The following is a 22,158-nucleotide window of genomic DNA, read 5'->3' as shown; positions in this document are numbered from 1 at the left end:
TCAGAGCCCGTATTCCTTGACGATGCGCTCGTGCCGCTCGACCTCGACGTCGATCTCGCGGGCCAGGTCGAGCCAGGCCAGCGGGTGCACCCAGCGCTCGGTGGCGTCGTCGAGCAGGGCGTCGACCTCGGCGGCCGACACGTCCGGCGGCACCGCGACCCAGCCGAACACGCCCGGCAGCGACTCGCCGCTGGTCGGGTGGGTGACGGTGTAGTTCTCGTCGCTGTAGACCCACATCGGCCAGCCGCGCTCGGCCATGACCTCGGTGAACTCCGCCCAGTCCTCCTCGCTCGGCGCGGCGCCGTCGAAGAAGTAGCTGGTGTAACCGCCGGGACGCAGGATGCGCACGGCCGCGAACGGCGGCACGAAGTTCTGCTGCTCCTGCGGGTCTTCCGGGACGGGCTCCAGCAGCTGCGGGTCGAACACGACCAGGTCGCCGGCGTTGTAGTCCATGCCGCGCGGCTGCGGCAGCGCCAGCCGGGCGGTGGCCGGGCCGGTGCGGATGGACAACACCTGGCGCTGGCCGCCGTCGGGCGCCGGGAGGATGAGCCGGATCAGGCCCATCTCCTCCTCGATCGGGCCCTGCTTGGACTTGATCGGCATGCCGATCTTGGCCGCGCCCTTGCGCACGGTGTCCCAGTCCTCCGCCGAGGTGGCCATGACGACCATGCGCCAGACGTCCTCGTCGGTCAGCTCGTCGAGCACCTCGGCCAGGACGCCGGCGGCCCTGTCGTTGTGGTCGAGCTGCTGGGCGGCGCCGGACAGCAGGCGCCTGGCCTCGATGCCGGCCCCGGCCGCGACCGCGTGCTCGGCGGCGTCGAGCGTCTCCGGCCAGCGCTCCCGGGCGCTGTGGAGCCGGGCCAGCGCGAGGTACTGGGCGGCGTGCGGCAGCAGCGCGGCCATCTGCTCCAGGCGCTCGTCCTGGCGGGCCTCGATGAGCAGGGTGGTCAGGTAGGCGATGTCGTCGGGGTCGGCCGAGGCGATGTCGCCGGAGTCGACCAGCAGCTTCCAGTAGATGTCGGCGCCCGCCGCGGGGAAGCCGAGGAAGCCGAGCGTGGTGGTGTGGCGGCGGGTGGCCTCCAGGTCCTGCCCGGACAGCGGCGCGAGCCAGCCCACCCACTTCTCGGGGTCGGCGTTGAAGCCGTCGGCGGCGTCGAACAGGCCGACCCGCTCGGTCAGGGGCCCGGGGGCCGCGGGCTCGGAGGTGGCGTCGGCGGCGGCCCGCAGCGCGGCGACGCGCTCGGTCAGGTCGCCGGTCTCGCCGCGCAGCTCCGCCGCGCCGGACTCGGCCAGGTCGGCCAGCAGGCGGGCCTGCCACACGCCGTTCCTGGCCAGGGCCAGCTCGCCCGCGACCAGCGCGAGCTCGACGCGGGCGCGGTAGCCGCCCATCATGCCGAAGTAGTCGATCCACTGGCGCAGCACGCGGCCGAGCTGCCAGGTGTTGGTGATCTGGGAGGATCCGGCCAGCTTGGCGACGGCGCGCGACCACTCGACGAAGACCCGCGGGTGCTCGCCGACCACGTCGAGGTCGGGCAGCGCGTCGACGGCCTCGGCCGTGCGGCCGAGCTCGGCCAGGATGAGCGCGCGGCGCACGCCCTCGCGGTGGGCCTTGGCGGGCGGGTCGTCGGGGGCGAAGTCGGCGGCGGCCTGCAGGGCGGCCAGCGCGTCGTCGGCCCGGCCGGCGGCCAGCAGGGCGCGGGCGCCCTCGGCGCCGAGCTCCCAGCTCGCCTCGCGGCCGGCCGTGCGCAGCCGCTCGACCGCGGACTCGGCGTAGGCGACGGCCTCGCCGGCCTTACCCGCGTCGACGAGCGCCGCGACGTACTGGGTGACCAGGCCGCTGAAGGCGGGCCGCTCCGGGCTCATGCCCTCCAGGAAGGCGCCCACCGTCTCCAGGCGGTCACCGGCGTAGCCGGGGCCGTCGGTGTTGGCCCACACGACGGCCATCGCCTCGACGGCGGCCGGGGTGGCCGGGCAGTCGCGCACGTCTTCGCGCTGGGCGAACGTGAGCAGCTGCCGCGCGTCGTCGATGGCCACCGCGCCCTGGGCCCGGTCGCCGATGCGGCCCATGAGGTGCCAGTAGCGGGCGTAGAACTCCAGCCAGGGCAGCTCCAGCGTCTCGGCCTGCTGGGCGATGGCCGGGGCCATCACGTCGAGCTGCGGATACCGGCCCTCGTAGGCCTGTGCGGGAAGGTCTCCCAGCGCCATGGCGAGGCCAACGTTGCCCGCCTCGGAAAGCTGCTGCTGGGTTTCGCCGACCCAGGCCCAGATGTCCACGTCCATGGGCAGTCAGTCTGCCAGGTCAACGAGCGTGCCCAAAACGCAGAAGCTCGATCAGCTCGTCCGATTCGCTGTCGCGCAGGACCGAGAAGACCGGGGCCATCAGGTCGTCGGTGGTCTCCTCGACCTGGGCCCGCCGCGCCACGACGTCGGGGCCGGGGGTGGCGTACGGCTCGGGCCAGGTGAAGAACCTGGCGATCGTCACGCCGTCGGCGTAGCCGAAGGGGGTGGTGTCGTGGACGGCGGCGAGCGTGGCCTCCAGGGGGTGCAGGCCGGCCGCGAGCACGGCGTTGGCGTGCAGGCCCCCGCGCAGCTCGCGCAGGACGTGCATGAGCTGGACGGCGCGCGCGGGCGGGTCGTCCGGCAGCGGCACCGCCCGCCAGCCGGCGAACAGCGGCGCGCCCACCGGCGAGGCCTGCGCGACGACCGGTTCGAGCAGCTCGGCGATCCGGGCGCAGCCGTCGTGACCGCCGAGCTTGCGCCGGCCCCACTGCCTGCACGCCTCGGTGTAGAGCTCGACGGCCTGCTCGACGGGCATCTTCCTGCCGCCGTTCCAGCTCTCCTCGACGTGGGCGGCGGGGAAGAAGACCGCCACCGAGGTGACGACGTCGGCGTGGCACTCACCGAGCACCCCGCAGCGCCCGCGGAAGTACAGCTCGCGCGGGCCGAGCCCGTGCTGCTCGCAGACGGCCTTGGCCTCGCGGGAGACCATGAAGCCGCCGCCGTACTGGCCGATCGGCGCCTTGACCTGGACCGCCGTGGTACGCGGGTCCGCCATCCTCAACCCCTCCTCGGTTCGGAAAGTGGACCCAGCATCCCTCAGGAGAACATCATTCTGCAAGCATCAGCTCGCCGCTCGCCAGGATCACCGCCGGGCCGGACAGGTAGCTCGTGTCCTCGTCGAGGATGACGGTCAGCGAGCCGCCGGTGACCTCGACGGTCCAGGTGCCGGTGGTGTCGCCGGACATGTGCGCGGCGGCCACGGCGGTCGCCACGGCGCCGGTGCCGCAGGAGCGCGTCTCGCCCGAGCCGCGCTCGTAGACCCGCATCACCACGCGGCTGACGCCGACCGGGTTGAACAGCTCGATGTTGACGCCCGCCGGGAACACCCCGGTGTCGAAGCCGGGCTGGTGGCTGAGGTCGAGCTGGACGACCGGGTCGCCGATCGCGCAGGCCAGGTGGGGGTTGCCCATGTCGACGTGGAGACCGGGGTACTCGTGCCCGCCGACGCCCGCCACGCTCTCGCCCAGCACGGCCGGCTTGCCCATGTCGACCGTGATGTCGCCGTTGGGCTCGACCCGGACCCGGCGCGGGCCGCCCCTGGTGGCCAGGGAGAACTCCGTCCCCTCCACCAGCCCGGCGTCCACCAGGTAGCGGGCGAAGACGCGTACGCCGTTGCCGCACATCTCCGCGACGCTGCCGTCGGCGTTGCGATAGTCCATGAACCAGTCGGCCACCGCGGCCTGCTCGGCCACCTCGGCGTGCTGCTTGGTCCTGGCGACCCGGAGCACGCCGTCGGCGCCGATCCCGGCCCGCCGGTCACAGATCTTGGCCACGAGCGCGGCCGTCACTTCCACGCCGTCGTCGGGATCGGGCAGGATGACGAAATCGTTCTCGGTGCCGTGCCCCTTGAGAAACCGCATTGCCTGAGTTTATGCCGCACCCGGGTCGGCGATGTGCGCCAGGGATCGTTCAAGCAGGTCGGGGGCGTCGTACGGGAGCCAGCGCACCCGCGGGTCGCGGCGGAACCACGACTCCTGGCGGCGGGCGAAGCGCCTGGTCGCCCTGACCGTCTCGGCGAACGCCTGCTCCTCGGTCCACTCGCCCTCCAGGAACCGGATGACCTGGGCGTAGCCGAGCGCGCGGCCCGCCGTGCGCCCCTCGGCCAGGCCCTGCCCGAGCAGCGCGCGGACCTCCTCGACCAGGCCGGCCGCCCACATGCGCTCGACCCGCAGCTCGATGCGCTCGTCGAGCACGGGCCGCGGCACCTCCAGGCCGAGCTGCACGCTGGGATAGACGGCGTCGTAGGACGGCATGGTGGCCGAGAACGGCCGGCCGGAGTGCTCGATCACCTCCAGCGCGCGCACGATGCGGCGGCCGTTGCTCGGCAGGATCGCCTCGGCGGCGGGCGGGTCGAGCTCGCGCAGCCGCGCGTACAGGGGGGCCGGGCCGCGCTCGGCCAGCTCCGCCTCCAGCCGGGCCCTGATCACCGGGTCGGTGCCGGGGAACTCCAGGTCGTCGAGGGCCGCCCGGACGTAGAGGCCGCTGCCGCCCACCAGCACCGGGACGTCGATCTTCGCGAACAGCTCCCTGGCCAGCCGCTGGTACTCGGCGACGCTGGCCGTGACCGTGACGTCCCAGATGTCCAGCAGATGGTGGGGGACGCCGCGCTGCTCGGCGGGGGTGAGCTTGGCCGTGCCGATGTCCATGCCGCGGTAGAGCTGCATGGAGTCGGCGTTGACGCACTCGCCCCCGAGCCGGAGCGCGAGGTCGACGGCGAGATCGGACTTCCCGGCCGCCGTGGGGCCCACGACGGCGATGACTGGCTGCTGGCGCACACCGACCAGTGTGTCAACTGTCCGGGTGTGGACGGACCACCTACAGGTCGAGGAGCGTCGGCTGGAGGTATCCCTCGTGGGTCAGCAGCCAGCGCTTGGTCTCCACCCCCACGCCGCCGCTGAACCCGCCCAGCCCGTTGCCCGCGACCACCCGGTGGCAGGGCACGATGATGGGGATCGGGTTGGAGCCCATGATCGAGCCGATGCCGCGGGCGGGCACGCTCGACCCGGCGCGCCGGGCCAGCTCGCCGTAGGTGACGGCGGTGCCGTACGGGACGCGGTGCAGGGCCTGGAGCACCTGCAGCCGGGAGCCGGTCATCAGCCGCCAGTCCACGGGGGTGCTGAACGTGCGCAGCTCCCCGGCGAAATATGCGTTCAGCTCGGCGACCGCGCAGGCCGTACGATCCGCATCATGAACCTCAGCCAGGCCGAGGCGGCCGGCCAGTCCGGCGGGCGACCCCCATCCCGAGGCGACCAGCCCCCGCTCGGTGACGGCCAGGACGAACGGGCCGACCGGCGTCGGCACCTCGGCGAACGCGACCGTGGACAGCGTGGACTGCGTGGTCATCATGTCCTCACGTGAACTCGTGGTGCTGGGCACCTCCAGCGCGGTGCCCACCCGACACCGTAACCACAACGGGTACCTTCTGCGCTGGGACGGGCAAGGCTACCTTTTCGACCCGGGCGAGGGCACGCAGCGGCAGATGCTGCACGCCGGGCTGAGCGCGAACGACGTCCACTGGCTGTGCGTGACCCACTTCCACGGCGACCACTGCCTGGGCGTGCCCGGGGTCGTGCAGCGCATCGCCCGCGACCGGGTGCGCCATCCGGTGCGCGCGGTCTTCCCCGCCGCCGGCGAGACGTACTGGCGCCGGCTGCGGCACGCGGCCGCGTTCGCCGACACGAAGGTGATCGAGGAGCATCCGGTCTCCGGCGCGCTGGCCGGGGTGGGGCCGCTGATCGCCCGCCGCCTGTCCCACCCCGTCGAGTCGTACGGCTACCGCGTCCAGGAGCCGCCCGGCCGCCGCATGCTTCCCGACCGGCTGGCCCGCCACGGCATCCGCGGCCCGGAGGTCGGCGAGCTCCAGCGCACCGGCTCGGTCCGGGGCGTCACGCTCGCCGAGTGCAGCGAGCCCAGGCCGGGGCAGAGCGCCGCGTTCGTCATGGACACCCGCCTGTGCGACGCCGTGTTCGAGCTGGCCTTCGGGGCCGACCTGCTGGTGATCGAGTCGACGTTCCTGTCCGCCGAGAGCGCGCTGGCCAAGGAGTACGGGCACCTGACGGCGTTCGAGGCGGGCGTGGTGGCGGCCGACGCGGGGGTGCGCAGGCTGGTGCTCACGCACTTCTCCGAGCGGTACGGGTTCGCCGAGGAGCCGGCGTTCGTGGCGGAGGTACGCCGCAGCTACGACGGCGAAGTGATCACCGCCCGCGACCTGATGCGCATCCCCGTCCCCCGCCGCCCCCACGCCTGACGCGCCTCCCGGCGCCGCCTCGTCAGCGCCACACGCCGGTGAAGTAGCCGACGCCGTAGGGCGAGGACCGCATGAGCAGCGTGCCGGTCAGCGGCGTCCCCTCGGCGGCGCCGGCCAGCACCTGGAGGGCCGCGCGGCCGGTCACCCACAGCCGGTCGGCCTCGACGGGGTCGAGCGCGGCCAGCGCCGCCGCGTCGGCGCTGCCGACCGCCTCGGCGATCAGGTCGTCGTACGGCCCCGCCGCCTCGTCGTACCGGCCCGGGGCCCGCTGGGTCAGGCAGGCCGAGCCGTCGGCCATGACCAGCAGCGCGACCCGCCCGAGGGCGGCCAGCCCGGCGCCGATCGCCCGGCACTCGGCCGGATCGGCGTCAAAGGCGACCGCCTGCCCGGGAACCCCGTCGGCGTCGGTGGCGGGGGGCTGTTCGGGGTCGTTCAGGAGGCGGCGGCCGACGGTCAGGGACAGCGGCAGCACGGGCCGGCCCTCGCCCACCGTGATGTCGAAGCCCCAGGGCCGCAGGGTGCCCGCCGCGGCGCCGTCGTAGGAGCGGGTCGTCTCCGCGCCGCCCACCACGACCAGCACGTCGGGACGGGCGGCCCGGAACGCGGCGACCGCGGTACGGCAGGCCGCGCGCAGCTCGGGCAGCCCGGTCACGATCAGCGGGGTTTGCGGGCAGACGGCCGCGGCGACAAGCACGAGCGCAAGCGTACGCGCCACCCGCACCGACCCGGCGGTCAGGTCGTGTAGGGGTCGTGGCCTTGTGCGATGGCGGCGAGCAGGCCCTGGGTGCAGGCGTGGGCCGCCTGGTGGAGGCCGCCGCCGAAGCTGATCCTGGCCACCCCCAGCTCCGCCAGCCGCGCGTACGACGGCGCCTTCGGCCGGAACAGGATGTTGACCGGCCCGCCCACCTCGGCGACGAGGGCCGCGATCTCGCCCTCGTCCGCCAGCGTGATCGGGTACACGCAGTCGGCCCCGGCCTCCAGGTAGCGCCGCCCGCGCGACACCGCCGCCGCCCGGTCGCGCAGGCCCCGCACGTAGGTGTCGACCCGGGCGTTGATCACCAGGGCGTCGCCCGCGGCCGCCCGCAGGCCGGCCAGGAAGTCCGCCTGCGCCCCGGCGTCGACCAGCTCATCGGTACGCGGGTCGGAGTCCTCCACGTTGCAGCCCACCGCCCCCGCCTCGGCCAGCCGCTCGGCCAGCTCACCCGGCGCGAGCCCGTAACCGCGTTCGACGTCGGCGGTCACGGGCACGTCCACGGCCCTGGCGATGCGGGCGATGGCGGCCATCATCTCGCGGACCGGCGTGCTCTCGCCGTCGGCGTACCCCAGCACGCGGGAGACGGCCGCGCTGCCGGTGGCCACCACCGGGAACCCGGCCTCCTGGACCGCGCGCGCCGAGGCGGCGTCCCAGACGTTGGGCAGGATCAGCGGGCTGCCGGGCACGTGCAGCCGTCGCAACGTGGCCGCTCTGTCAGTCGTCATGCCCGGCACCCTACGAGGACGGCCGGCTCTCCAGCAGATCCATTACCGGCCGGAAAGGGCGAGCCACTTGGGGGCGGTGTCTCAGCAGCCGCTCTTGGCGCACTGGCCGCTGAGCACGCCCGCGGGGCCGTCGGCGGGATTGTCGCCGTCCGGCTGCGGGGCCTTGGCGGACGGCGTGCCGGGCTTCTTGCCGGTGCCCGTCCGCGTCGTGCCGCCGGTGCCGTCGGAACCGGTCGATCCCTTGTCGGCGGGGTCGGAGCCGCCGCCCGTGTCCGTGACGGCGTCGCCCATGGCGGAGTCGTCGGAACCGTCGGTGGGCAGGCCGTCGTCGGGGGCGTCGGTGGTGGCGTCGCCCATGGTGGCGTCCTCGTCGGCCTCGAACACCTCGTCGCCGGCGCTCGTGGCCGGGGACGGGCGGCCGGAGCCCTGCTCCTGCTGGGTGCTCTGGCCGGGCTTGGCCGCCAGCAGGTAGCCGGCGCCGCCCGCGGCGAGCACGCCCACGAGGGCGAACGCGGCGATGACGGCGGCCTTCCTGCTCTTGCCGGGGGGTCTCGGGGACGAGCCCGGCCCGGAGAGGATCTCCTGACGATCCGTCTCGGTCGGATCATGCATGGTGGTGCAGCTCCCTGCGGTCGTATCGGGGAAAGCTCGCCGGCTTCCGCGGGTGATGGACCACACTAGCCGCATCAGCGGAATGCTCGCACACCAATCACAAAGGAATCACGACTTGTCCCCCCAAAGATCTGTTTGCCCAGGTGGCCGTCCCCGGCTGGGCGCCGCGGCCGGGGCGGCCGGGGTACTCGTCACGGCCGGGCTCGGGATTTTCCTCGCATTCACCAGTTCTCCGGAATCGCGCCCGCAAATCCGCCGTGAATTCGATCAGGAAACACCGCTTATCCCAAGATCGTATTTTCCTTCGCGGATCGCGGGCTCGCCGGTGGCCGAGCCGTCCCCGGCGCCGCCCACCCCGTCGGCGGGCCCCTGGTCGCCCGGCCCCTGGTCGCCGGGGTGGATGGAGGCCGTGCCGGCGCCCGACCGGCCCACGACGGCGGAGCCGGAGCCGGGCGAGCCCTCGAACTCTCCGGGAAAGGGCAGGCCGGTGAAGGGCGAGCTGTCCTCGCCGCTCGCGCCCAGGGCGCTTCCCACGCGTCCGCCGCTGGTCGCGCCGCCGCGTCCGTCCCGGCGGGCCGCCGTACGCCGTCCGGCCCCGCACGCGTCCCCGCAGGCGCCGCCCAGGGAACGGGTCGTCCCCGAGCCGGACCGTCAGGCGCCTCCCCCGCCGCCGCCTCCCTCCGTACGGGCCGGCGGGCCCGATCCGTGCGCCACGTTCGACGACTTCCGTCGGCAGCCGTGCTACAGCTTCCTCGACCGTCTCAGGCGCTGACCCACGCGCGACACCCCGCCGTCCCGAAGGAGCGGCGGGGTGTCGGAACGCGGTGGCTCAGTGGGCCGAGCAGGCTCCGGCGGCCGGGGCGGGAGCCGCCGGGCGGCCGACGGACGGCATGCCGAGCAGCACGCCGGCCCCCTTCGCCGGGGCGCCCTGGCGCGCCTCCCAGGCGTCGCCGGCCCGCGTGCGCCGCACCGCCCGGACCGCGCCGTCGGCGACCAGGTGGTGGGGGGCGGCGTAGGTGACCTCGACGGTGACCATGTCACCGGGCCTCGGGGTCTCCTCGCCCACCGCGAAGTGCACGAGCCGGTTGTCGGCGGCGCGGCCGGACAGGCGGCGCGTGGCGTCGTCCTTGCGGCCCTCGCCCTCGGCGACCAGCACCTCCAGCGTGCGGCCGACCTGCTTCTTGTTCTCCTCCCAGGAGATCTCCTCCTGCAGGGCCACCAGGCGCTCGTAACGCTCCTGGACGACCTCCTTCGGGATCTGGTCCTCCATGGTGGCCGCCGGGGTGCCCGGACGGATGGAGTACTGGAAGGTGAAGGCGTTGGCGAAGCGGCTCTGCCGGACGACGTCGAGGGTGGCCTGGAAGTCGTCCTCGGTCTCGCCGGGGAAGCCGACGATGATGTCGGTCGAGATGGCCGCGTCGGGCATGGCGGCCCGCACCCGCTCGATGATGCCGAGGTAGCGCTCGGCCCGGTAGGAGCGGCGCATGGCCTTCAGCACCCGGTCGGAGCCCGACTGCAACGGCATGTGCAGCTGGTGCATGACGTTGGGCGTCTCGGCCATGGCGGCGATGACGTCGTCGGTGAAGGCGGCCGGGTGGGGCGAGGTGAAGCGCACCCGCTCCAGGCCCTCGACGTCGCCGCAGGCCCGCAGCAGCTTGCCGAAGGCCAGCCGGTCGCCGAACTCGACGCCGTAGGTGTTGACGTTCTGGCCGAGCAGCGTCACCTCCAGGACGCCCTGGCCGACGAGCGTGCGCACCTCGGACAGGACGTCGCCGGGACGGCGGTCCTTCTCCTTGCCGCGCAGCGACGGCACGATGCAGAACGTGCAGGTGTTGTTGCAGCCGACCGAGATCGCGACCCACGCCGCGTAGGCCGACTCGCGCTTGGTGGGCAGCGTGGAGGGGAAGACCTCCAGCGACTCCTTCAGCTCGACCTGCGCCTCGCCGGCCACCCGGGCCCGCTCCAGCAGCACCGGCAGGGATCCGATGTTGTGGGTGCCGAAGACGACGTCGACCCAGGGCGCCTTGCGGACGATCTCGCCCTGGTCCTTCTGGGCCAGGCAGCCGCCCACCGCGATCTGCATGCGCGGGTTGTCCATCTTGGCCGGCCGCAGGTGGCCGAGGTTTCCGTAAAGGCGGTTGTCGGCGTTCTCCCGCACGGCGCACGTGTTGAACACGACGACGTCGGCCGTCCGGCCGTCGGGGGCCGGCACGTAGCCGGCGTCTTCCAGCAGGCCGGAAAGGCGCTCGGAGTCGTGCACGTTCATCTGGCACCCGTATGTGCGCACTTCGTACGTGCGGGCGCTCTCCTGGGTCACAGTCATGGCAGGTTCAAGGGTAGTCGTTGTCCGGCTCGCGGCAGCCGCCCCCGTCTAAAACACCAGCTTGACGGCTCGATGTGACCGGATCGGTACCACCTGGTTAGTGACCAGCGCCTTAATGACCTCTACCGTTTTGGTCCATGACGGAGAACGGCGACGCCACTCCACTCGTTCAGTTGGAGGGCGTCAACAAGCGCTTCGGGGCGTTGCACGTCCTGAAGGACATCAACTTGACCGTCTCTCGTGGCGAGGTTCTGGTGGTCATCGGGCCTTCGGGCGGTGGAAAGTCCACGCTGTGCCGGACGATCAACCGCCTGGAGACGATCGACGACGGCAGGATCGTGTTCGACGGCCAGGTGCTGCCCGAGGAGGGCAGGGGGCTGGCCAGGCTGCGGTCCGAGGTCGGCATGGTGTTCCAGTCCTTCAACCTGTTCGCGCACAAGACCATCCGCGAGAACGTCACGCTCGGCCCGATCAAGGTGCGCCGCAAGGACCGCCGGGCGGCCGACGCGCGGGCCATGGAGCTGCTGGAACGGGTGGGCATCGCCGCGCAGGCGGACAAGTACCCGGCCCAGCTCTCCGGCGGCCAGCAGCAGCGGGTCGCGATCGCACGTGCGCTGGCCATGGACCCGAAGATGATCCTCTTCGACGAGCCCACCTCGGCCCTGGACCCGGAGATGGTCCAGGAGGTGCTCGACGTGATGATCGGGCTGGCACGTGACGGCATGACGATGATGGTCGTCACGCACGAGATGGGATTCGCCCGCCGGGCCGCCAACCGGGTGGTCTTCATGGCGGACGGGCAGATCGTGGAGGAGAACACCCCCGACGAGTTCTTCACCAACGCGCAGACCGACCGCGCGCGTGATTTCCTTTCGAAGATCCTCACGCACTGAGATTTTGAGGCAGGTATACATGCACATGCGTCGTTTGGGAGCGGTGGTCACGGGAGTGGGCATGCTCGCCGCCCTGGCCGCCTGCGGCGGTGACAAGACCTACGCCAGCGTCCTGGAGAAGGTTCAGGACGGCGGCAAGGTCGTGGTCGGCACCAAGTGGGACCAGCCGAGCCTGGGCTTGAAGAAGGGGTCGGAGCCGGAGGGCTTCGACGTCGACGTCGCCAAGGCCGTGCTGAAGGAGATGAACGGCGGCAAGGACGCCCAGATCGAGTGGAAGGAGTCGGCCTCCTCCAACCGCGAGCCCTTCCTCCAGAACGGCACCGTCGACATCGTCTTCGCCACGTACTCCATCACCGAGGAGCGCAAGGCCAAGGTGTCCTTCGGCGGCCCGTACGTGATCGCGCACCAGGACATCATGGTCCGCAAGGACGACGCCGCGATCAACGCCCCGCAGGACCTCAAGGGCAAGAAGATCTGCAAGGCGGCCGGCTCCAACTCCTACAAGCGCGTCACCGACCCGCCCCCGGACGGCAAGCTCGACATCGACGCCACGACCGTCGACGCGGCCAACTACTCCGAGTGCGTGCAGAAGCTGTCGGGCAGCAACCTCGACGCCGTCACCACCGACGACCTGATCCTGGCGGGCTTCGCCAAGCAGGCCGGCGGCAACTTCAAGGTGCTCGGCCAGGGCTTCACCGACGAGAAGTACGGCATCGGCCTGAAGAAGGGCGACACCAAGACGTGTGAGGCCGTCAACACCGCGGTGAAGAAGATCTGGGACAACGGCACCATGAAGCAGCTGCTGGAGAAGTGGTTCGGCGGCATCGAGGGCCTGAAGCTGTCGGAGACCGCGCCCCCGGCCGAGGGCTGCAGCTAGTCACGCCAGAGGCGGCGGCCGGGATCCCGGCCGCCGCCGCTCTATGCGGTGGAGCACGATGGATGAACTAATCAAGTACCTGCCCGACCTCGCGATGGGCTTCTGGGGGAACATCAGGATCGCGCTCGTGGCCGCGGTCGTCTCGCTCGTCCTCGGGACGGTCCTGGCCGGGATGCGCGTCTCCCCGACGCCCGTGCTGCGCGCGGTGGGCACGGTCTATGTGAACGTGGTGCGCAACACCCCCCTCACCCTGGTGCTGGCGTTCTCGGCGCTGGGCCTGAGCGACAAGCTCGGCCTCGTCTTCTCCGGCGAGCCGCGGACGAACTCCTTCTGGATCGTCTCGATGGGCCTGTCGATCTACACGTCGGCGTTCGTGTGCGAGGCGGTGCGCTCGGGCATCAACACGGTCCCGATGGGACAGGCGGAGGCGGCCCGCGCGATCGGGCTGAGCTTCATGCAGACGCTGCGGCTGATCATCCTGCCGCAGGCGTTCCGATCGGTCATCGCGCCGCTGGCCAGCGTGATGATCGCGATGATCAAGAACACGACGGTGGCGGTGGCCGGCGGGTACGCCGCCGACGTGGCCGCGGAGATGAAGCTCACGTTCGACACCACGGGGGCCTCGATCCCGATCTTCCTCGGGGTGGTCGTGGCCTTCATGCTCGTGACCATGCCGATCGGCTTCTTCTCCGGCTGGCTGGCCCGGCGTCTGGCGGTGGCACGATGAGCGCGTCCGTCCTGTTCGACGCCCCCGGCCCCCGGGCCCGGCTGCGCAACCACCTGCTGACGGCGATCAGTGTCCTGGCGGTCCTGGCCGTCGTGTACTTCGTCTACCGGGGCTTCGACGCCAAGGGCCAGTGGGACGGCAAGATCTGGCAGCCGTTCCTGACGGCCGAGGTGTGGCAGGAGTTCATCCTGCCGGGCCTGCTCGGCACGCTGGAGGCGGCGGCCGCCGCGGCGGTGCTCGCGCTGGTCTTCGGCGCGGTCTTCGGCCTGGCCAGGCTCTCCGACCACGCCTGGATCAGGGTGCCGGCGGCCGCGGTGGTGGAGATCTTCAGGTCCATCCCGCTGCTGCTGCTGATCTTCTTCATCTTCTACCTGGCCCCGGCCATCGCCGGTGGCGGCGACTACGCCTTCATCGCGGTGGTGCTGGGCCTGATGTTCTACAACGGCTCGGTGCTGGCGGAGATCGTGCGCGCGGGCGTGCACGCCATCCCCAAGGGGCAGGCCGAGGCCGCCTACGCGGTGGGCATGCGCAAGAACCAGGTGCTGCGCCTGGTGCTGCTGCCGCAGGCGGTCACGACGATGATGCCGGCGATCGTCAGCCAGCTCGTGGTGCTGCTGAAGGACACCGCGCTCGGCTACATCATCGCCTACGTCGACCTGCTCAACACCGGGTTCAAGATCCTGCCGGCCGCGTACTTCGGCTCGCTGATCCCGGCGGCGATCGTCATCGGCGTCATCTACGTGGCGCTCAACATGACGCTGAGCTACCTGGCCACCCTGCTGGAGCGGCGCAGCCGGCGCAGCAGGAAGACCTCGGCGCGGCCGATCGCCACCCCCGGCGCGGCCTCCGTCGGCGTCGCCACCGGCCAGGGCACCGAGGGCGGCGGCATGGCGCCCGACATCCCCGTGGAGTGACCTGCGGGCCCGGCGGCGGGCCGGGGTGCCCGTCCCGCCGCCGTCTCGTAAAGAAAGCCTCAGATCTTCGTCCACCCGGCACGCGGACCGGCCCTCCGGGGCCGCCGAGCCCACAGACTCCTGTGCGTGCGGATACGTGGAGTCGTGGTGGCGCTGGCCGGCACGGCCGCGTTCGCCGTACCGGTGGCGTGCGGCGGCGGCGGCGCCTACTCCGACGTCGTGGGCAAGATCAGGGGCACCGGCCAGGTCATCGTGGGGACCAAGTGGGACCAGCCGAGCCTGGGCCTGAAGGCCGGTCCCGGCGATCCCGTGGGCTTCGACGTGGACGTCGCCCGGTACGTCGTCGCCAAGCTGGCCCGCGGCCGTCCCGTGCGCATCACCTGGCGGGAGGCGCCGGCGGCGGGCCGCGAGGCGCTGCTCCAGAACGGCACCGTGGACATGGTGTTCGCCACCTACTCCATCACCGAGGCCCGCCGGCCCAAGGTGACCTTCGCCGGCCCGTACGTGCTCGTGCACCAGGACACGATGGTCCGGGCCGAGGACGCGTCCATCCGCGACGTGAACGACCTGCGGGGCAAGCGCGTGTGCCAGGTGCCGGGCTCCAACTCCTTCAAGCGCGTCGCCGACCCGCCTCCTGACGGCAAGCTCGATCTGCCCGTCGTGGCCGTGCCCGCGGCCAACTACTCCGACTGCGTGCGCAAGCTCAGCGACGACGAGCTGGACGCCGTCTCCACCGAGGACCTGACCCTGGCCGGCTTCGCCCAGCAGGCCCCCGGCCTGTTCCGGCTGCTGAACGACCCCTTCACCGACGAGCGGTACGCCATCGGCCTGAAGAAGGGCGACATCGTCACCTGCGAGGCCGCCGAGCAGGCCGTGGTCGAGATGTGGCGGGACGGGACGGCCACGCGCCTGCTGCGCAAGTGGTTCGGCGACACTGGGCTCAACCTGCCCACCTCGATGCCGCCGCAGGAGAGATGTTCTTGATCGTGCCCCATGGCCCCGGATCTTCCGGCAGGATGCGGGTATGCCTTTCTGGCCGTCCCCCATCTCCGCCCGCGACGTCGCCGCCGCCGGTCTGCGGCCCGGCTGGCCCGTCGCGCAGGGCGGCCGGGTGTGGTGGACCGAAGACCGTCCGGGCGAGGGCGGCCGCACCGCGATCGTCCGCCGCGAGGCCGACGGCACCTGCCATGACCTGCTGCCCGCCCCCTGGAGCGCGCGCACGAGGGTCCACGAGTACGGCGGGCGTCCCTATGCCGTGACGCCCGGCGGCGACGTGGTCTTCGCCGGCCTGGCCGACCAGCGCCTGTACCTTCTCGGGCAAAACGGCCAGCCGAAACCCCTCACCGCCGAAGGTTCCCGCTACGCCGACCTGAGCGTCCACGACGGCGAGGTCTGGGCGGTGCGCGAGCGCCACGACGAGCACGGCAAGATCACCCGGTCCGTCGTGTCGATCCCGCTGGAGGGCGGCGAGCCCCGGGAGCGGGCCTGCGGCCACGACTTCTACGCCTCCCCCGTCCCGTCCCCCGACGGCGCCCACCTGGCCTACGTCTGCTGGAACCACCCCCGCATGCCCTGGGACGGCACCGAGCTGCGCGTCGTCCGGCTGCGCGACGGGCAGGCCCGCACGGTGCTGGGCGGCGAGGCGGAGTCCGTCCTGTCGCCCGCCTGGAAGGACGACGCCACCCTCTACCTGGTCTCCGACCGCTCCGGCTGGTGGAACCTCTACGAGTGCGGCCTCGACGGCGCCGCGCCGCGGGCGTTGTGCCCGGCCGAGGAGGAGTTCACGCAGCCGCCGTGGCAGCTCGGCGGCGCGCCCTACGCCGTGCTGGGCGACGGGCGGCTCGCCGTCCTGCACGGGCGCGGCGACCTGCGACTGGGCGTGCTCGACCCGGCCACGGGAGCGCTCCACGACCTCGACCTGCCCTACACCGGCTGGCAGGCCGCGCTCGCGGCCGACGGCATGTCCGTGACGGGCGTCGGCCACGCGGCCCGGCTGCCGCGCTCGGTCGTGCGGGTCGACGTCGCCGCCGGGCGGGCCGAGCCCCTGGCGCGGGCCGGCGAGCGCCTGCCCGACCTGTCCGGGGTGCCCGATCCGCGGCCGGTGGTCGTGCCGGGCGAGCGGCCCGTCCACGCCTTCCTGCACCAGGTCGCCGAGGAGCCGACGCCGTTCGTGGTGTTCGTGCACGGCGGCCCGACCGCCCACGCCGACACGGCGCTCGACCTGGAGAAGGCGTTCCTGACCTCGCGCGGCATCGGCGTGCTCGACGTCAACTACGGCGGCTCCACCGGCTACGGCCGCGCCTACCGGGAGCGGCTGCGCGGCCAGTGGGGGCTGGTCGACGTCGCCGACACCGTCGCCGCCGCCCAGTGGCTGGCCGACTCCGGGCTGGCCGATCCGGCCCGGATCGCGGTGCGCGGCGGCAGCGCGGGCGGCTGGACCGTGATGGCCGCCTGCTGCCGTTCCGGCGTGTTCGCGGGCGGGGTGTCCTACTACGGCGTCAGCGCGCTCGCGCCGCTCGCCGCGCACACCCACGACTTCGAGTCCCGTTACGTCGAGTGGCTGGTCGGCGACGACCCGGCCGTCTACGCCTCCAGGGAGCCGCTCGGCCTGGTCGACGGGGTGTCCTGCCCGATGCTGCTGCTGCAGGGGCTCGACGACCCGGTGGTGCCGCCCGAGCAGTCGACGGCCTTCGCCGACGCATTGTCCGAGCGCGGCGTCCCGTGCACTTATCTCGCTTTCGACGGCGAATCCCATGGATTTCGCCGATTGGAGACGCGGGTCGCGGCCCTGGCCGCCGAGCTGGCTTTCTACCAGCAGCTATTCAGTTAATGTCGCGATCTCCAGACAATTCCCGTACTGAATCAGCATTACCGACCAGTCGCTAGTCGCAAACAGTTACGTAACCGACCTCGACAGTCTTCCTCCGGCATGGGTTGCTCGTCTCAGTAAACGTGGGGCGCGCGTCGCGGCCACGACGCGCGCCCCAGCTGTGCCAGCCAACAACACCCCCATCTCGGCACGAGGGAGGCCAGATGGCCAGCTTGCGCCATCTCAGCATCATCACGGTGGCGGCGGCAACTCTGCTCGCCACCTCCTGCGCGACGCAGAACGGAACCAGCAAATCCGCTCCGCCCCCCGCAGCGAGCCAGAGCTCCGGAAGCCCCGTCACGGGCGGCACGCTCAGGCTCGTGGGCTCGGGCGACGTCGACCATCTCGACCCGACCAGCATCTACTACGTCGTCACCATCGGGATCATGCGCGGCTACTCGCGCCAGCTGTACGCCCTCCAGGGCGTCGCGGCGGGAGCCGACACCACCAAGGGCTACGAGGTGCTGCCCGACATAGCGACCGAACTGCCCACCGAGGCGAACGGCGGCCTGAGCGCCGACAAGCTCACGTACACGATCAAGTTGCGCGACGGCGTGCAGTGGGACACCCAGCCGCCGCGGCCGGTGACGGCGGGCGACTTCGTCCGCGGGTTCAAGCGCATCTGCAACCCGGTGGCGGGCTCCGGCGCGCCCGGCTACTACACCAGCACGATCAAGGGCATGGCCGAGTACTGCGACGCCTACATCAAGGCGTTCGAGAAGGCCAAGCCCACCGCCAAGGCCCTGGCCGACTTCCAGAACGGCCACGACATCGCCGGCGTGCAGGCCAAGGACGACAAGACGGTCGTCTTCACCCTGACCCAGCCGGCCGGTGACTTCCTCAACATCCTGGCCCTGAACTTCGCCTCGGCGGCGCCGCAGGAGTACGACCAGTACGTCCCCGACGACGCCACCTTCCGCCAGCACGTGATCTCCAACGGCCCGTACAAGATCACCTCGTACGTGGCCACCAAGTCGATCCGGTTGGAGAAGAACCCGGCCTGGAAGCAGGAGTCCGACCCGATCAGGCACCAGTACGTCAACGCCATCGACGTCAAGATGGGCGTCGGCGAGCCCGACGCGGTCCAGCAGCAGATCGAGGCCGGCAGCGCCGACCTGTCGTGGGACCTGCCGGTGCCGACCTCCCAGATCCCGCAGCTCAAGAGCAACGACCCCAACTTCACGATCTTCCCCGGCGCGGTGACGAACCCGTACGTGGTGTTCAACCTGCAGAGCAAGAACGCCGGCGGGGCGATGGGCAAGCTCAAGGTCCGCCAGGCCATCGAGTACGCGATCAACAAGACCGCCATCGCCAAGATCTACGGCGGCGCGGACGTCGCGACCGCGCTGCACACGGTCATCCCGCCCGGCAACATCGGCTACCAGGAGTACAACCCGTACCCGACGCCTGGTGACCAGGGCGACCCCGCCAAGTGCAAGCAACTGCTGAGCGAGGCCGGCTACCCCAACGGGCTGACCCTCATCGGCGCCTTCCGCAACGCGGGCAACCACCCGGCCAACTACCAGTCGTACGCGGCCGACCTGAAGAAGTGCGGCATCACCGTCAAGGGCCTGCCGCTGCGCCAGGGCGACTACTACACCTACCTGCAGACGCCCTCGCACGCCAAGAACAGCGAATGGGACCTGTCGGCCCCCGGCTGGATCCCCGACTGGTACGGCAACAACGGCCGCGCGGTCATGCAGCCGCTGTTCCAGACCAACTGCAACGCCGGCACCAGCAACTACGGCTGCTACAGCAACCCCAAGGTGGACGACCTGATCAAGCGGGCGCTCGCCGAGACCGACCAGGCCAAGGCCGCGGCGCTGTGGCACGAGGCCGACCAGACGGTGCTGGCCGACGCGGTGATCGTGCCGCTGAACAACCAGAACACGCCGCTCTACAAGAACAAGCGGGTGCAGAACGCCCTGTACCTGCCCTCGTACCAGGTCTTCGACGTCACCAACCTCTGGCTGAACCCCAACACGCCTTGACGACCGGCCTCCCGCGGGCGCGCCGGCAGGCGGGCCCGCGGGACGGCCGCGAGGGAGACATATGAGCCTGCTTGAGGTAACCGACCTCCAGGTGTCCTTCCCCACCTCCGACGGCGTGGTCCAGGCGGTGCGGGGGCTGTCGTTCACCGTCGACCGCGGCCAGACGCTGGCGATCGTCGGCGAGTCCGGCAGCGGCAAGACCGTGAGCACCCAGGCGATACTCGGGCTGACCCCCGACGCCGACATCACGGGCACGGCCCTGTTCGAGGGCGTCGACCTGCTCGGACTCGACAACGAACAGCTTCGCCGCATCCGCGGCGCGGAGATCAGCGTGGTCTTCCAGGACCCGCTGACCAGCCTCCACCCGCTCTACAAGGTCGGCTGGCAGATCGAGGAGCTGATCCGCGTCCACAATCCCGGCACCCGCCGCGCCGAGGCCAGGAAACGGGCCGTCGAGCTGCTGGGCCTGGTGGGCATCCCCCGTCCCGACCGCAGGGTGGACGACTACCCCCACCAGTTCTCCGGCGGCATGCGGCAACGGGCGATGATCGCCATGTCGCTCGCGCTCAACCCCAAGCTCATCGTCGCCGACGAGCCCACCACCGCGCTGGACGCGACCGTCCAGGCGCAGATCCTGGAGCTGATCGGGCGGGTGCAGGCCGAGTTCGACATCGCGCTCGTCCTCATCACGCACGACCTCGGCGTCGTGGCCGGCATGGCCGATGAAGTGCTCGTCATGTACGCCGGGCTCGTCGTCGAGCGGGCCGACCGGCGCACGCTCTACTACCAACCGCACCACCCGTACACCAAGGGCCTGCTGGAGTCGATCCCGGGCAGCACCGGCGACCGCGGCGGACGGCTGCGGCCCATCCCCGGCTCGCCGCCGAGCCTGATCGCGATCCCGTCCGGGTGCGCCTTCCATCCGCGCTGCCCGTACGTGATGCCGGTCTGTCCCGCCGAACGGCCGCCGCTGGCCTCCATCACGGGCGCGCGCGGGCACGCCTCGGCGTGCTGGCTGCCGCACGAGGCGATCGGGCTCGGCGCGGAGGCCGAGGCGCTGCGCAAGCGGGCGGTGCTCGGCACGGCGGAGGAGGCCTGATGCTGCTCGAAGTCGAGAACCTGGTCAAACACTTCCCCATCACCAGCGGCATGCTGATCAAGCAGACGATCGGCCAGGTCAGAGCCGTCGACGGCGTCAGCCTGTCGCTGTCGCCCGGCGAGACGCTCGGCCTGGTCGGCGAGACCGGCTGCGGCAAGTCCACGCTGGCCCGGTGCATCGCGGGCCTGCATCCCATCACCTCCGGCAGCGTGCGCTTCGACGGCGCCGACATCACGAACCTGCCGCGGCGCCGGATGCGGCCCTACCGGCGCGACATCCAGGTGATCTTCCAGGACCCGTACGGCTCGCTGAACCCGCGCCGGAGGGTCGGCTCGATCATCGCCGACCCGCTCGTCATCCACCGGGTGCAGAGCGGCCAGGAGCTGCGGCGGACCGTCCAGGAGCTGATGGAACGGGTCGGGCTCAACCCCGAGCACTACAACCGGTTCCCCGCCGAGTTCTCCGGCGGGCAGCGGCAGCGCATCGGGGTCGCGCGGGCGCTCGCGCTGCGTCCCCGGCTGATCATCTGCGACGAGCCGGTGTCGGCGCTCGACGTGTCCATCCAGGCCCAGATCCTCAACCTGCTCAAGGACCTCCAGGACGACTTCGGGCTGACGTACCTGTTCATCGCCCACGACCTGTCGGTGGTGCGGCACGTCAGCGACCGGATCGCGGTCATGTACCTGGGCAAGGTGGCCGAACTGGCCACCGCTGAGGAGCTGCACGCGGCGCCCCGCCATCCGTACACGAACGCGCTGCTGTCGGCGACCGCCGTGGCCGACCCCGACGAGGCCGAACGGCGGCACCGCATCATCCTCACCGGCGACGTGCCCTCGCCGATCGACCCGCCCGCCGGCTGCCGGTTCCACCCGCGGTGCCCGAAGGCGCGTGAACGCTGCTCGGCCGAGGAACCGCTGCTGGTGCCCCAGGAGCACCTGGTGGCCTGTCACTACCCCGTCGAGGCGGGCGAGGACCTGACCGCCGGGAGGACCGCATGACTCTCACGGAGATCCGTCCGGACGTCGTCACCGACCGCACGATCGCCGGACGCAGCCCCTGGCAGCTCGCCTGGGCGCGGATCAGGTCCGACCGGGTGGCCCTGATCTCGGGCATCGTCGTCGTGCTGCTGTGCCTGCTCGCCCTGGCCGCGCCGCTCATCTCGGCGTGGAACGGCCACGACCCCGACGAGCAGTTCCGCGACACCGGCATCACCGACCAGGGCCTGCCCGTCGGGCCCAACGGCGAGTTCTGGTTCGGCACCGACCGCCTCGGCCGCGACCTGTTCATCAGGGTCCTGTACGGCGCGCGCGTCTCGCTGCTCGTCGGCGTGGTCGCGACCGGCGTGGCGGCGCTGATCGGAGTCGTCATCGGGCTGCTGGCCGGGTACTACGGCGGCGTCATCGACACCATCCTGTCCCGGCTCATGGACGTGGTCCTGTCGTTCCCATACCTGATCTTCGCGATCGCGGTGGTGTCCATCGCCGGGCCCTCGCTGACCGCGACGATCGGGGTGATCTCGTTCTACTCCTGGGCGGCGATCGCCCGCGTCGTGCGCGGCCAGACCTTGTCGCTCAAGGAACGCGAGTACGTGGAGGCGGCCCGGTCCATGGGTGCCGGCGACGCGCGGATCATGTTCGTGGACATCCTGCCGAACCTGCTGGCCCCCGTCATCGTGCTCACCACGCTGCTGGTGCCGGCCGCGATCGTGTTCGAGTCCACCTTGTCCTATCTGGGGCTCGGGATCGTTCCCCCCACCCCGTCGTGGGGGAACCTGCTGAGCGAGGCCCAAGGGTTCTACCGGGTGGCGTACTGGTATCTGGGCTTCCCTGCGGCCTCGCTGCTGATCACGACACTGGCGTTCAACCTGGTGGGCGACGGGATCAGGGACGCCATCGATCCCCGGATGGAACGGCTGTTCAGCCGCCGGCGACGGCGGAACCGGCGCGCGGCCTCCGCTCCGGCGTCCGCTCCGGCCTCCGCGCCCGCCGTCGGCGGGTCCGATGCCGCTGCTGGGGGGTCCGATGCCGCTGCTTCGTGACCGGGGTGGGATGCCGGGATTGTTTCAGG

The 22,158-nt window shown here is 71.8% G+C and carries 21 protein-coding genes; 12 read left to right on the top strand and 9 right to left on the bottom strand.

Annotated features, from left to right (window positions below; translation table 11 throughout):
* Genes ACFYUV_RS26935 through ACFYUV_RS26915 form a run of 5 tightly spaced genes read right to left on the bottom strand, consistent with a single transcriptional unit; the run spans nucleotide 1 to nucleotide 5,406 of the window.
* The gene (locus ACFYUV_RS26935) at nucleotides 1-2,280 is read right to left on the bottom strand and encodes a tetratricopeptide repeat protein (RefSeq protein WP_387672355.1); all 2,280 of its coding nucleotides are present in this window, start codon (nucleotides 2,278-2,280) and stop codon (nucleotides 1-3) included.
* Between the two features lie 19 nt (nucleotides 2,281-2,299).
* Nucleotides 2,300-3,055 carry a hypothetical protein gene (locus ACFYUV_RS26930; protein ID WP_387672352.1) on the bottom strand — a complete coding sequence of 252 codons (756 nt, stop codon included), beginning with the start codon at nucleotides 3,053-3,055 and terminating at the stop codon, nucleotides 2,300-2,302.
* A gap of 52 nt (nucleotides 3,056-3,107) precedes the next feature.
* On the bottom strand, nucleotides 3,108-3,920 hold the full coding sequence (gene dapF, locus ACFYUV_RS26925) for a diaminopimelate epimerase (protein ID WP_387672349.1): 813 nt from the start codon (nucleotides 3,918-3,920) through the stop codon (nucleotides 3,108-3,110).
* Nucleotides 3,921-3,929: 9 nt separating this feature from the next.
* Entirely contained in the window at nucleotides 3,930-4,835 is a 906-nt protein-coding gene (gene miaA, locus ACFYUV_RS26920) for a tRNA (adenosine(37)-N6)-dimethylallyltransferase MiaA (RefSeq protein ID WP_387672346.1), read from the bottom strand.
* Nucleotides 4,836-4,875: 40 nt separating this feature from the next.
* Complete coding sequence (locus ACFYUV_RS26915; RefSeq protein ID WP_358291934.1) at nucleotides 4,876-5,406, bottom strand: methylated-DNA--[protein]-cysteine S-methyltransferase; 531 nt, start codon at nucleotides 5,404-5,406, stop codon at nucleotides 4,876-4,878.
* Here ACFYUV_RS26915 and ACFYUV_RS26910 point away from each other — a divergent pair.
* Nucleotides 5,405-6,307 (top strand): ribonuclease Z, encoded by a 903-nt coding sequence (locus ACFYUV_RS26910; RefSeq protein ID WP_387672343.1) that lies wholly within the window; start codon nucleotides 5,405-5,407, stop codon nucleotides 6,305-6,307. The two genes, ACFYUV_RS26915 and ACFYUV_RS26910, sit on opposite strands and share 2 nt — an antisense overlap.
* A 22-nt stretch (nucleotides 6,308-6,329) precedes the next feature.
* Here the strand turns inward: ACFYUV_RS26910 and ACFYUV_RS26905 are convergent, their stop codons facing one another.
* From ACFYUV_RS26905 to ACFYUV_RS26895, 3 genes are all read right to left on the bottom strand, one after another.
* Nucleotides 6,330-7,001: a hypothetical protein gene (locus ACFYUV_RS26905; RefSeq protein ID WP_387672340.1), complete on the bottom strand. Its 672-nt coding sequence runs from the start codon at nucleotides 6,999-7,001 to the stop codon at nucleotides 6,330-6,332.
* Nucleotides 7,002-7,039: 38 nt separating this feature from the next.
* Nucleotides 7,040-7,786: an isocitrate lyase/phosphoenolpyruvate mutase family protein gene (locus tag ACFYUV_RS26900; protein WP_387672337.1), complete on the bottom strand. Its 747-nt coding sequence runs from the start codon at nucleotides 7,784-7,786 to the stop codon at nucleotides 7,040-7,042.
* Nucleotides 7,787-7,867: 81 nt separating this feature from the next.
* Complete coding sequence (locus ACFYUV_RS26895; protein WP_387672334.1) at nucleotides 7,868-8,398, bottom strand: hypothetical protein; 531 nt, start codon at nucleotides 8,396-8,398, stop codon at nucleotides 7,868-7,870.
* Nucleotides 8,399-8,723: 325 nt separating this feature from the next.
* On the opposite strand from ACFYUV_RS26895, the gene ACFYUV_RS26890 reads away from it, so the two are divergent.
* The gene (locus ACFYUV_RS26890) at nucleotides 8,724-9,170 is read left to right on the top strand and encodes a hypothetical protein (RefSeq protein WP_387672331.1); all 447 of its coding nucleotides are present in this window, start codon (nucleotides 8,724-8,726) and stop codon (nucleotides 9,168-9,170) included.
* Nucleotides 9,171-9,227: 57 nt separating this feature from the next.
* Here the strand turns inward: ACFYUV_RS26890 and miaB are convergent, their stop codons facing one another.
* A complete protein-coding gene (gene miaB, locus ACFYUV_RS26885; RefSeq protein ID WP_387672328.1) occupies nucleotides 9,228-10,721 on the bottom strand; it encodes a tRNA (N6-isopentenyl adenosine(37)-C2)-methylthiotransferase MiaB in 1,494 nt (497 codons plus the stop codon).
* Nucleotides 10,722-10,858: 137 nt separating this feature from the next.
* On the opposite strand from miaB, the gene ACFYUV_RS26880 reads away from it, so the two are divergent.
* The 10 genes from ACFYUV_RS26880 to ACFYUV_RS26835 all read left to right on the top strand — a co-directional run bounded on the left by ACFYUV_RS26880 (nucleotide 10,859) and on the right by ACFYUV_RS26835 (nucleotide 22,129).
* On the top strand, nucleotides 10,859-11,614 hold the full coding sequence (locus tag ACFYUV_RS26880) for an amino acid ABC transporter ATP-binding protein (protein WP_352327726.1): 756 nt from the start codon (nucleotides 10,859-10,861) through the stop codon (nucleotides 11,612-11,614).
* Between the two features lie 25 nt (nucleotides 11,615-11,639).
* The gene (locus ACFYUV_RS26875) at nucleotides 11,640-12,491 is read left to right on the top strand and encodes a glutamate ABC transporter substrate-binding protein (protein WP_358291919.1); all 852 of its coding nucleotides are present in this window, start codon (nucleotides 11,640-11,642) and stop codon (nucleotides 12,489-12,491) included.
* Nucleotides 12,492-12,549: 58 nt separating this feature from the next.
* A complete protein-coding gene (locus ACFYUV_RS26870) occupies nucleotides 12,550-13,218 on the top strand; it encodes an amino acid ABC transporter permease (RefSeq protein ID WP_387672324.1) in 669 nt (222 codons plus the stop codon).
* The gene (locus ACFYUV_RS26865; RefSeq protein ID WP_387672321.1) at nucleotides 13,215-14,132 is read left to right on the top strand and encodes an amino acid ABC transporter permease; all 918 of its coding nucleotides are present in this window, start codon (nucleotides 13,215-13,217) and stop codon (nucleotides 14,130-14,132) included. Before ACFYUV_RS26870 ends, ACFYUV_RS26865 begins: the two co-directional genes overlap by 4 nt.
* A 126-nt stretch (nucleotides 14,133-14,258) precedes the next feature.
* Nucleotides 14,259-15,116, top strand: coding sequence for a glutamate ABC transporter substrate-binding protein (locus ACFYUV_RS26860; protein ID WP_387672318.1), 858 nt, complete (start codon nucleotides 14,259-14,261; stop codon nucleotides 15,114-15,116).
* Between the two features lie 40 nt (nucleotides 15,117-15,156).
* Nucleotides 15,157-16,962 (top strand): S9 family peptidase, encoded by a 1,806-nt coding sequence (locus ACFYUV_RS26855; RefSeq protein WP_387672315.1) that lies wholly within the window; start codon nucleotides 15,157-15,159, stop codon nucleotides 16,960-16,962.
* A gap of 203 nt (nucleotides 16,963-17,165) precedes the next feature.
* The gene (locus tag ACFYUV_RS26850; RefSeq protein WP_387672312.1) at nucleotides 17,166-18,992 is read left to right on the top strand and encodes an ABC transporter substrate-binding protein; all 1,827 of its coding nucleotides are present in this window, start codon (nucleotides 17,166-17,168) and stop codon (nucleotides 18,990-18,992) included.
* A 61-nt stretch (nucleotides 18,993-19,053) separates the two neighbouring features.
* Nucleotides 19,054-20,091 (top strand): ABC transporter ATP-binding protein, encoded by a 1,038-nt coding sequence (locus ACFYUV_RS26845; protein ID WP_352352400.1) that lies wholly within the window; start codon nucleotides 19,054-19,056, stop codon nucleotides 20,089-20,091.
* Nucleotides 20,091-21,089 carry an ABC transporter ATP-binding protein gene (locus ACFYUV_RS26840; RefSeq protein WP_387672309.1) on the top strand — a complete coding sequence of 333 codons (999 nt, stop codon included), beginning with the start codon at nucleotides 20,091-20,093 and terminating at the stop codon, nucleotides 21,087-21,089. Before ACFYUV_RS26845 ends, ACFYUV_RS26840 begins: the two co-directional genes overlap by 1 nt.
* Nucleotides 21,086-22,129 carry an ABC transporter permease gene (locus ACFYUV_RS26835; protein ID WP_387672306.1) on the top strand — a complete coding sequence of 348 codons (1,044 nt, stop codon included), beginning with the start codon at nucleotides 21,086-21,088 and terminating at the stop codon, nucleotides 22,127-22,129. Before ACFYUV_RS26840 ends, ACFYUV_RS26835 begins: the two co-directional genes overlap by 4 nt.
* Nucleotides 22,130-22,158: the final 29 nt, after the last annotated feature.

The sequence above is a fragment of the Nonomuraea sp. NPDC003560 genome, assembly GCF_042878785.1.
GTDB lineage: Bacteria > Actinomycetota > Actinomycetes > Streptosporangiales > Streptosporangiaceae > Nonomuraea.
This window is presented reverse-complemented; position numbering and strand designations above follow the sequence as displayed.

Coding starts and splice junctions, on each gene's coding strand:
- ACFYUV_RS26935 (WP_387672355.1), bottom strand. CDS start 2,280: ATGGACGTGGACATCTGGGCCTGGGTCGGCGAAACCCAGCAGCAGCTT.
- ACFYUV_RS26930 (WP_387672352.1), bottom strand. CDS start 3,055: ATGGCGGACCCGCGTACCACGGCGGTCCAGGTCAAGGCGCCGATCGGC.
- dapF (WP_387672349.1), bottom strand. CDS start 3,920: ATGCGGTTTCTCAAGGGGCACGGCACCGAGAACGATTTCGTCATCCTG.
- ACFYUV_RS26910 (WP_387672343.1), top strand. CDS start 5,405: ATGTCCTCACGTGAACTCGTGGTGCTGGGCACCTCCAGCGCGGTGCCC.
- ACFYUV_RS26915 (WP_358291934.1), bottom strand. CDS start 5,406: ATGATGACCACGCAGTCCACGCTGTCCACGGTCGCGTTCGCCGAGGTG.
- ACFYUV_RS26900 (WP_387672337.1), bottom strand. CDS start 7,786: ATGACGACTGACAGAGCGGCCACGTTGCGACGGCTGCACGTGCCCGGC.
- ACFYUV_RS26895 (WP_387672334.1), bottom strand. CDS start 8,398: ATGCATGATCCGACCGAGACGGATCGTCAGGAGATCCTCTCCGGGCCG.
- miaB (WP_387672328.1), bottom strand. CDS start 10,721: ATGACTGTGACCCAGGAGAGCGCCCGCACGTACGAAGTGCGCACATAC.
- ACFYUV_RS26880 (WP_352327726.1), top strand. CDS start 10,859: ATGACGGAGAACGGCGACGCCACTCCACTCGTTCAGTTGGAGGGCGTC.
- ACFYUV_RS26875 (WP_358291919.1), top strand. CDS start 11,640: ATGCGTCGTTTGGGAGCGGTGGTCACGGGAGTGGGCATGCTCGCCGCC.
- ACFYUV_RS26870 (WP_387672324.1), top strand. CDS start 12,550: ATGGATGAACTAATCAAGTACCTGCCCGACCTCGCGATGGGCTTCTGG.
- ACFYUV_RS26865 (WP_387672321.1), top strand. CDS start 13,215: ATGAGCGCGTCCGTCCTGTTCGACGCCCCCGGCCCCCGGGCCCGGCTG.
- ACFYUV_RS26855 (WP_387672315.1), top strand. CDS start 15,157: ATGCCTTTCTGGCCGTCCCCCATCTCCGCCCGCGACGTCGCCGCCGCC.
- ACFYUV_RS26850 (WP_387672312.1), top strand. CDS start 17,166: ATGGCCAGCTTGCGCCATCTCAGCATCATCACGGTGGCGGCGGCAACT.
- ACFYUV_RS26845 (WP_352352400.1), top strand. CDS start 19,054: ATGAGCCTGCTTGAGGTAACCGACCTCCAGGTGTCCTTCCCCACCTCC.
- ACFYUV_RS26840 (WP_387672309.1), top strand. CDS start 20,091: ATGCTGCTCGAAGTCGAGAACCTGGTCAAACACTTCCCCATCACCAGC.
- ACFYUV_RS26835 (WP_387672306.1), top strand. CDS start 21,086: ATGACTCTCACGGAGATCCGTCCGGACGTCGTCACCGACCGCACGATC.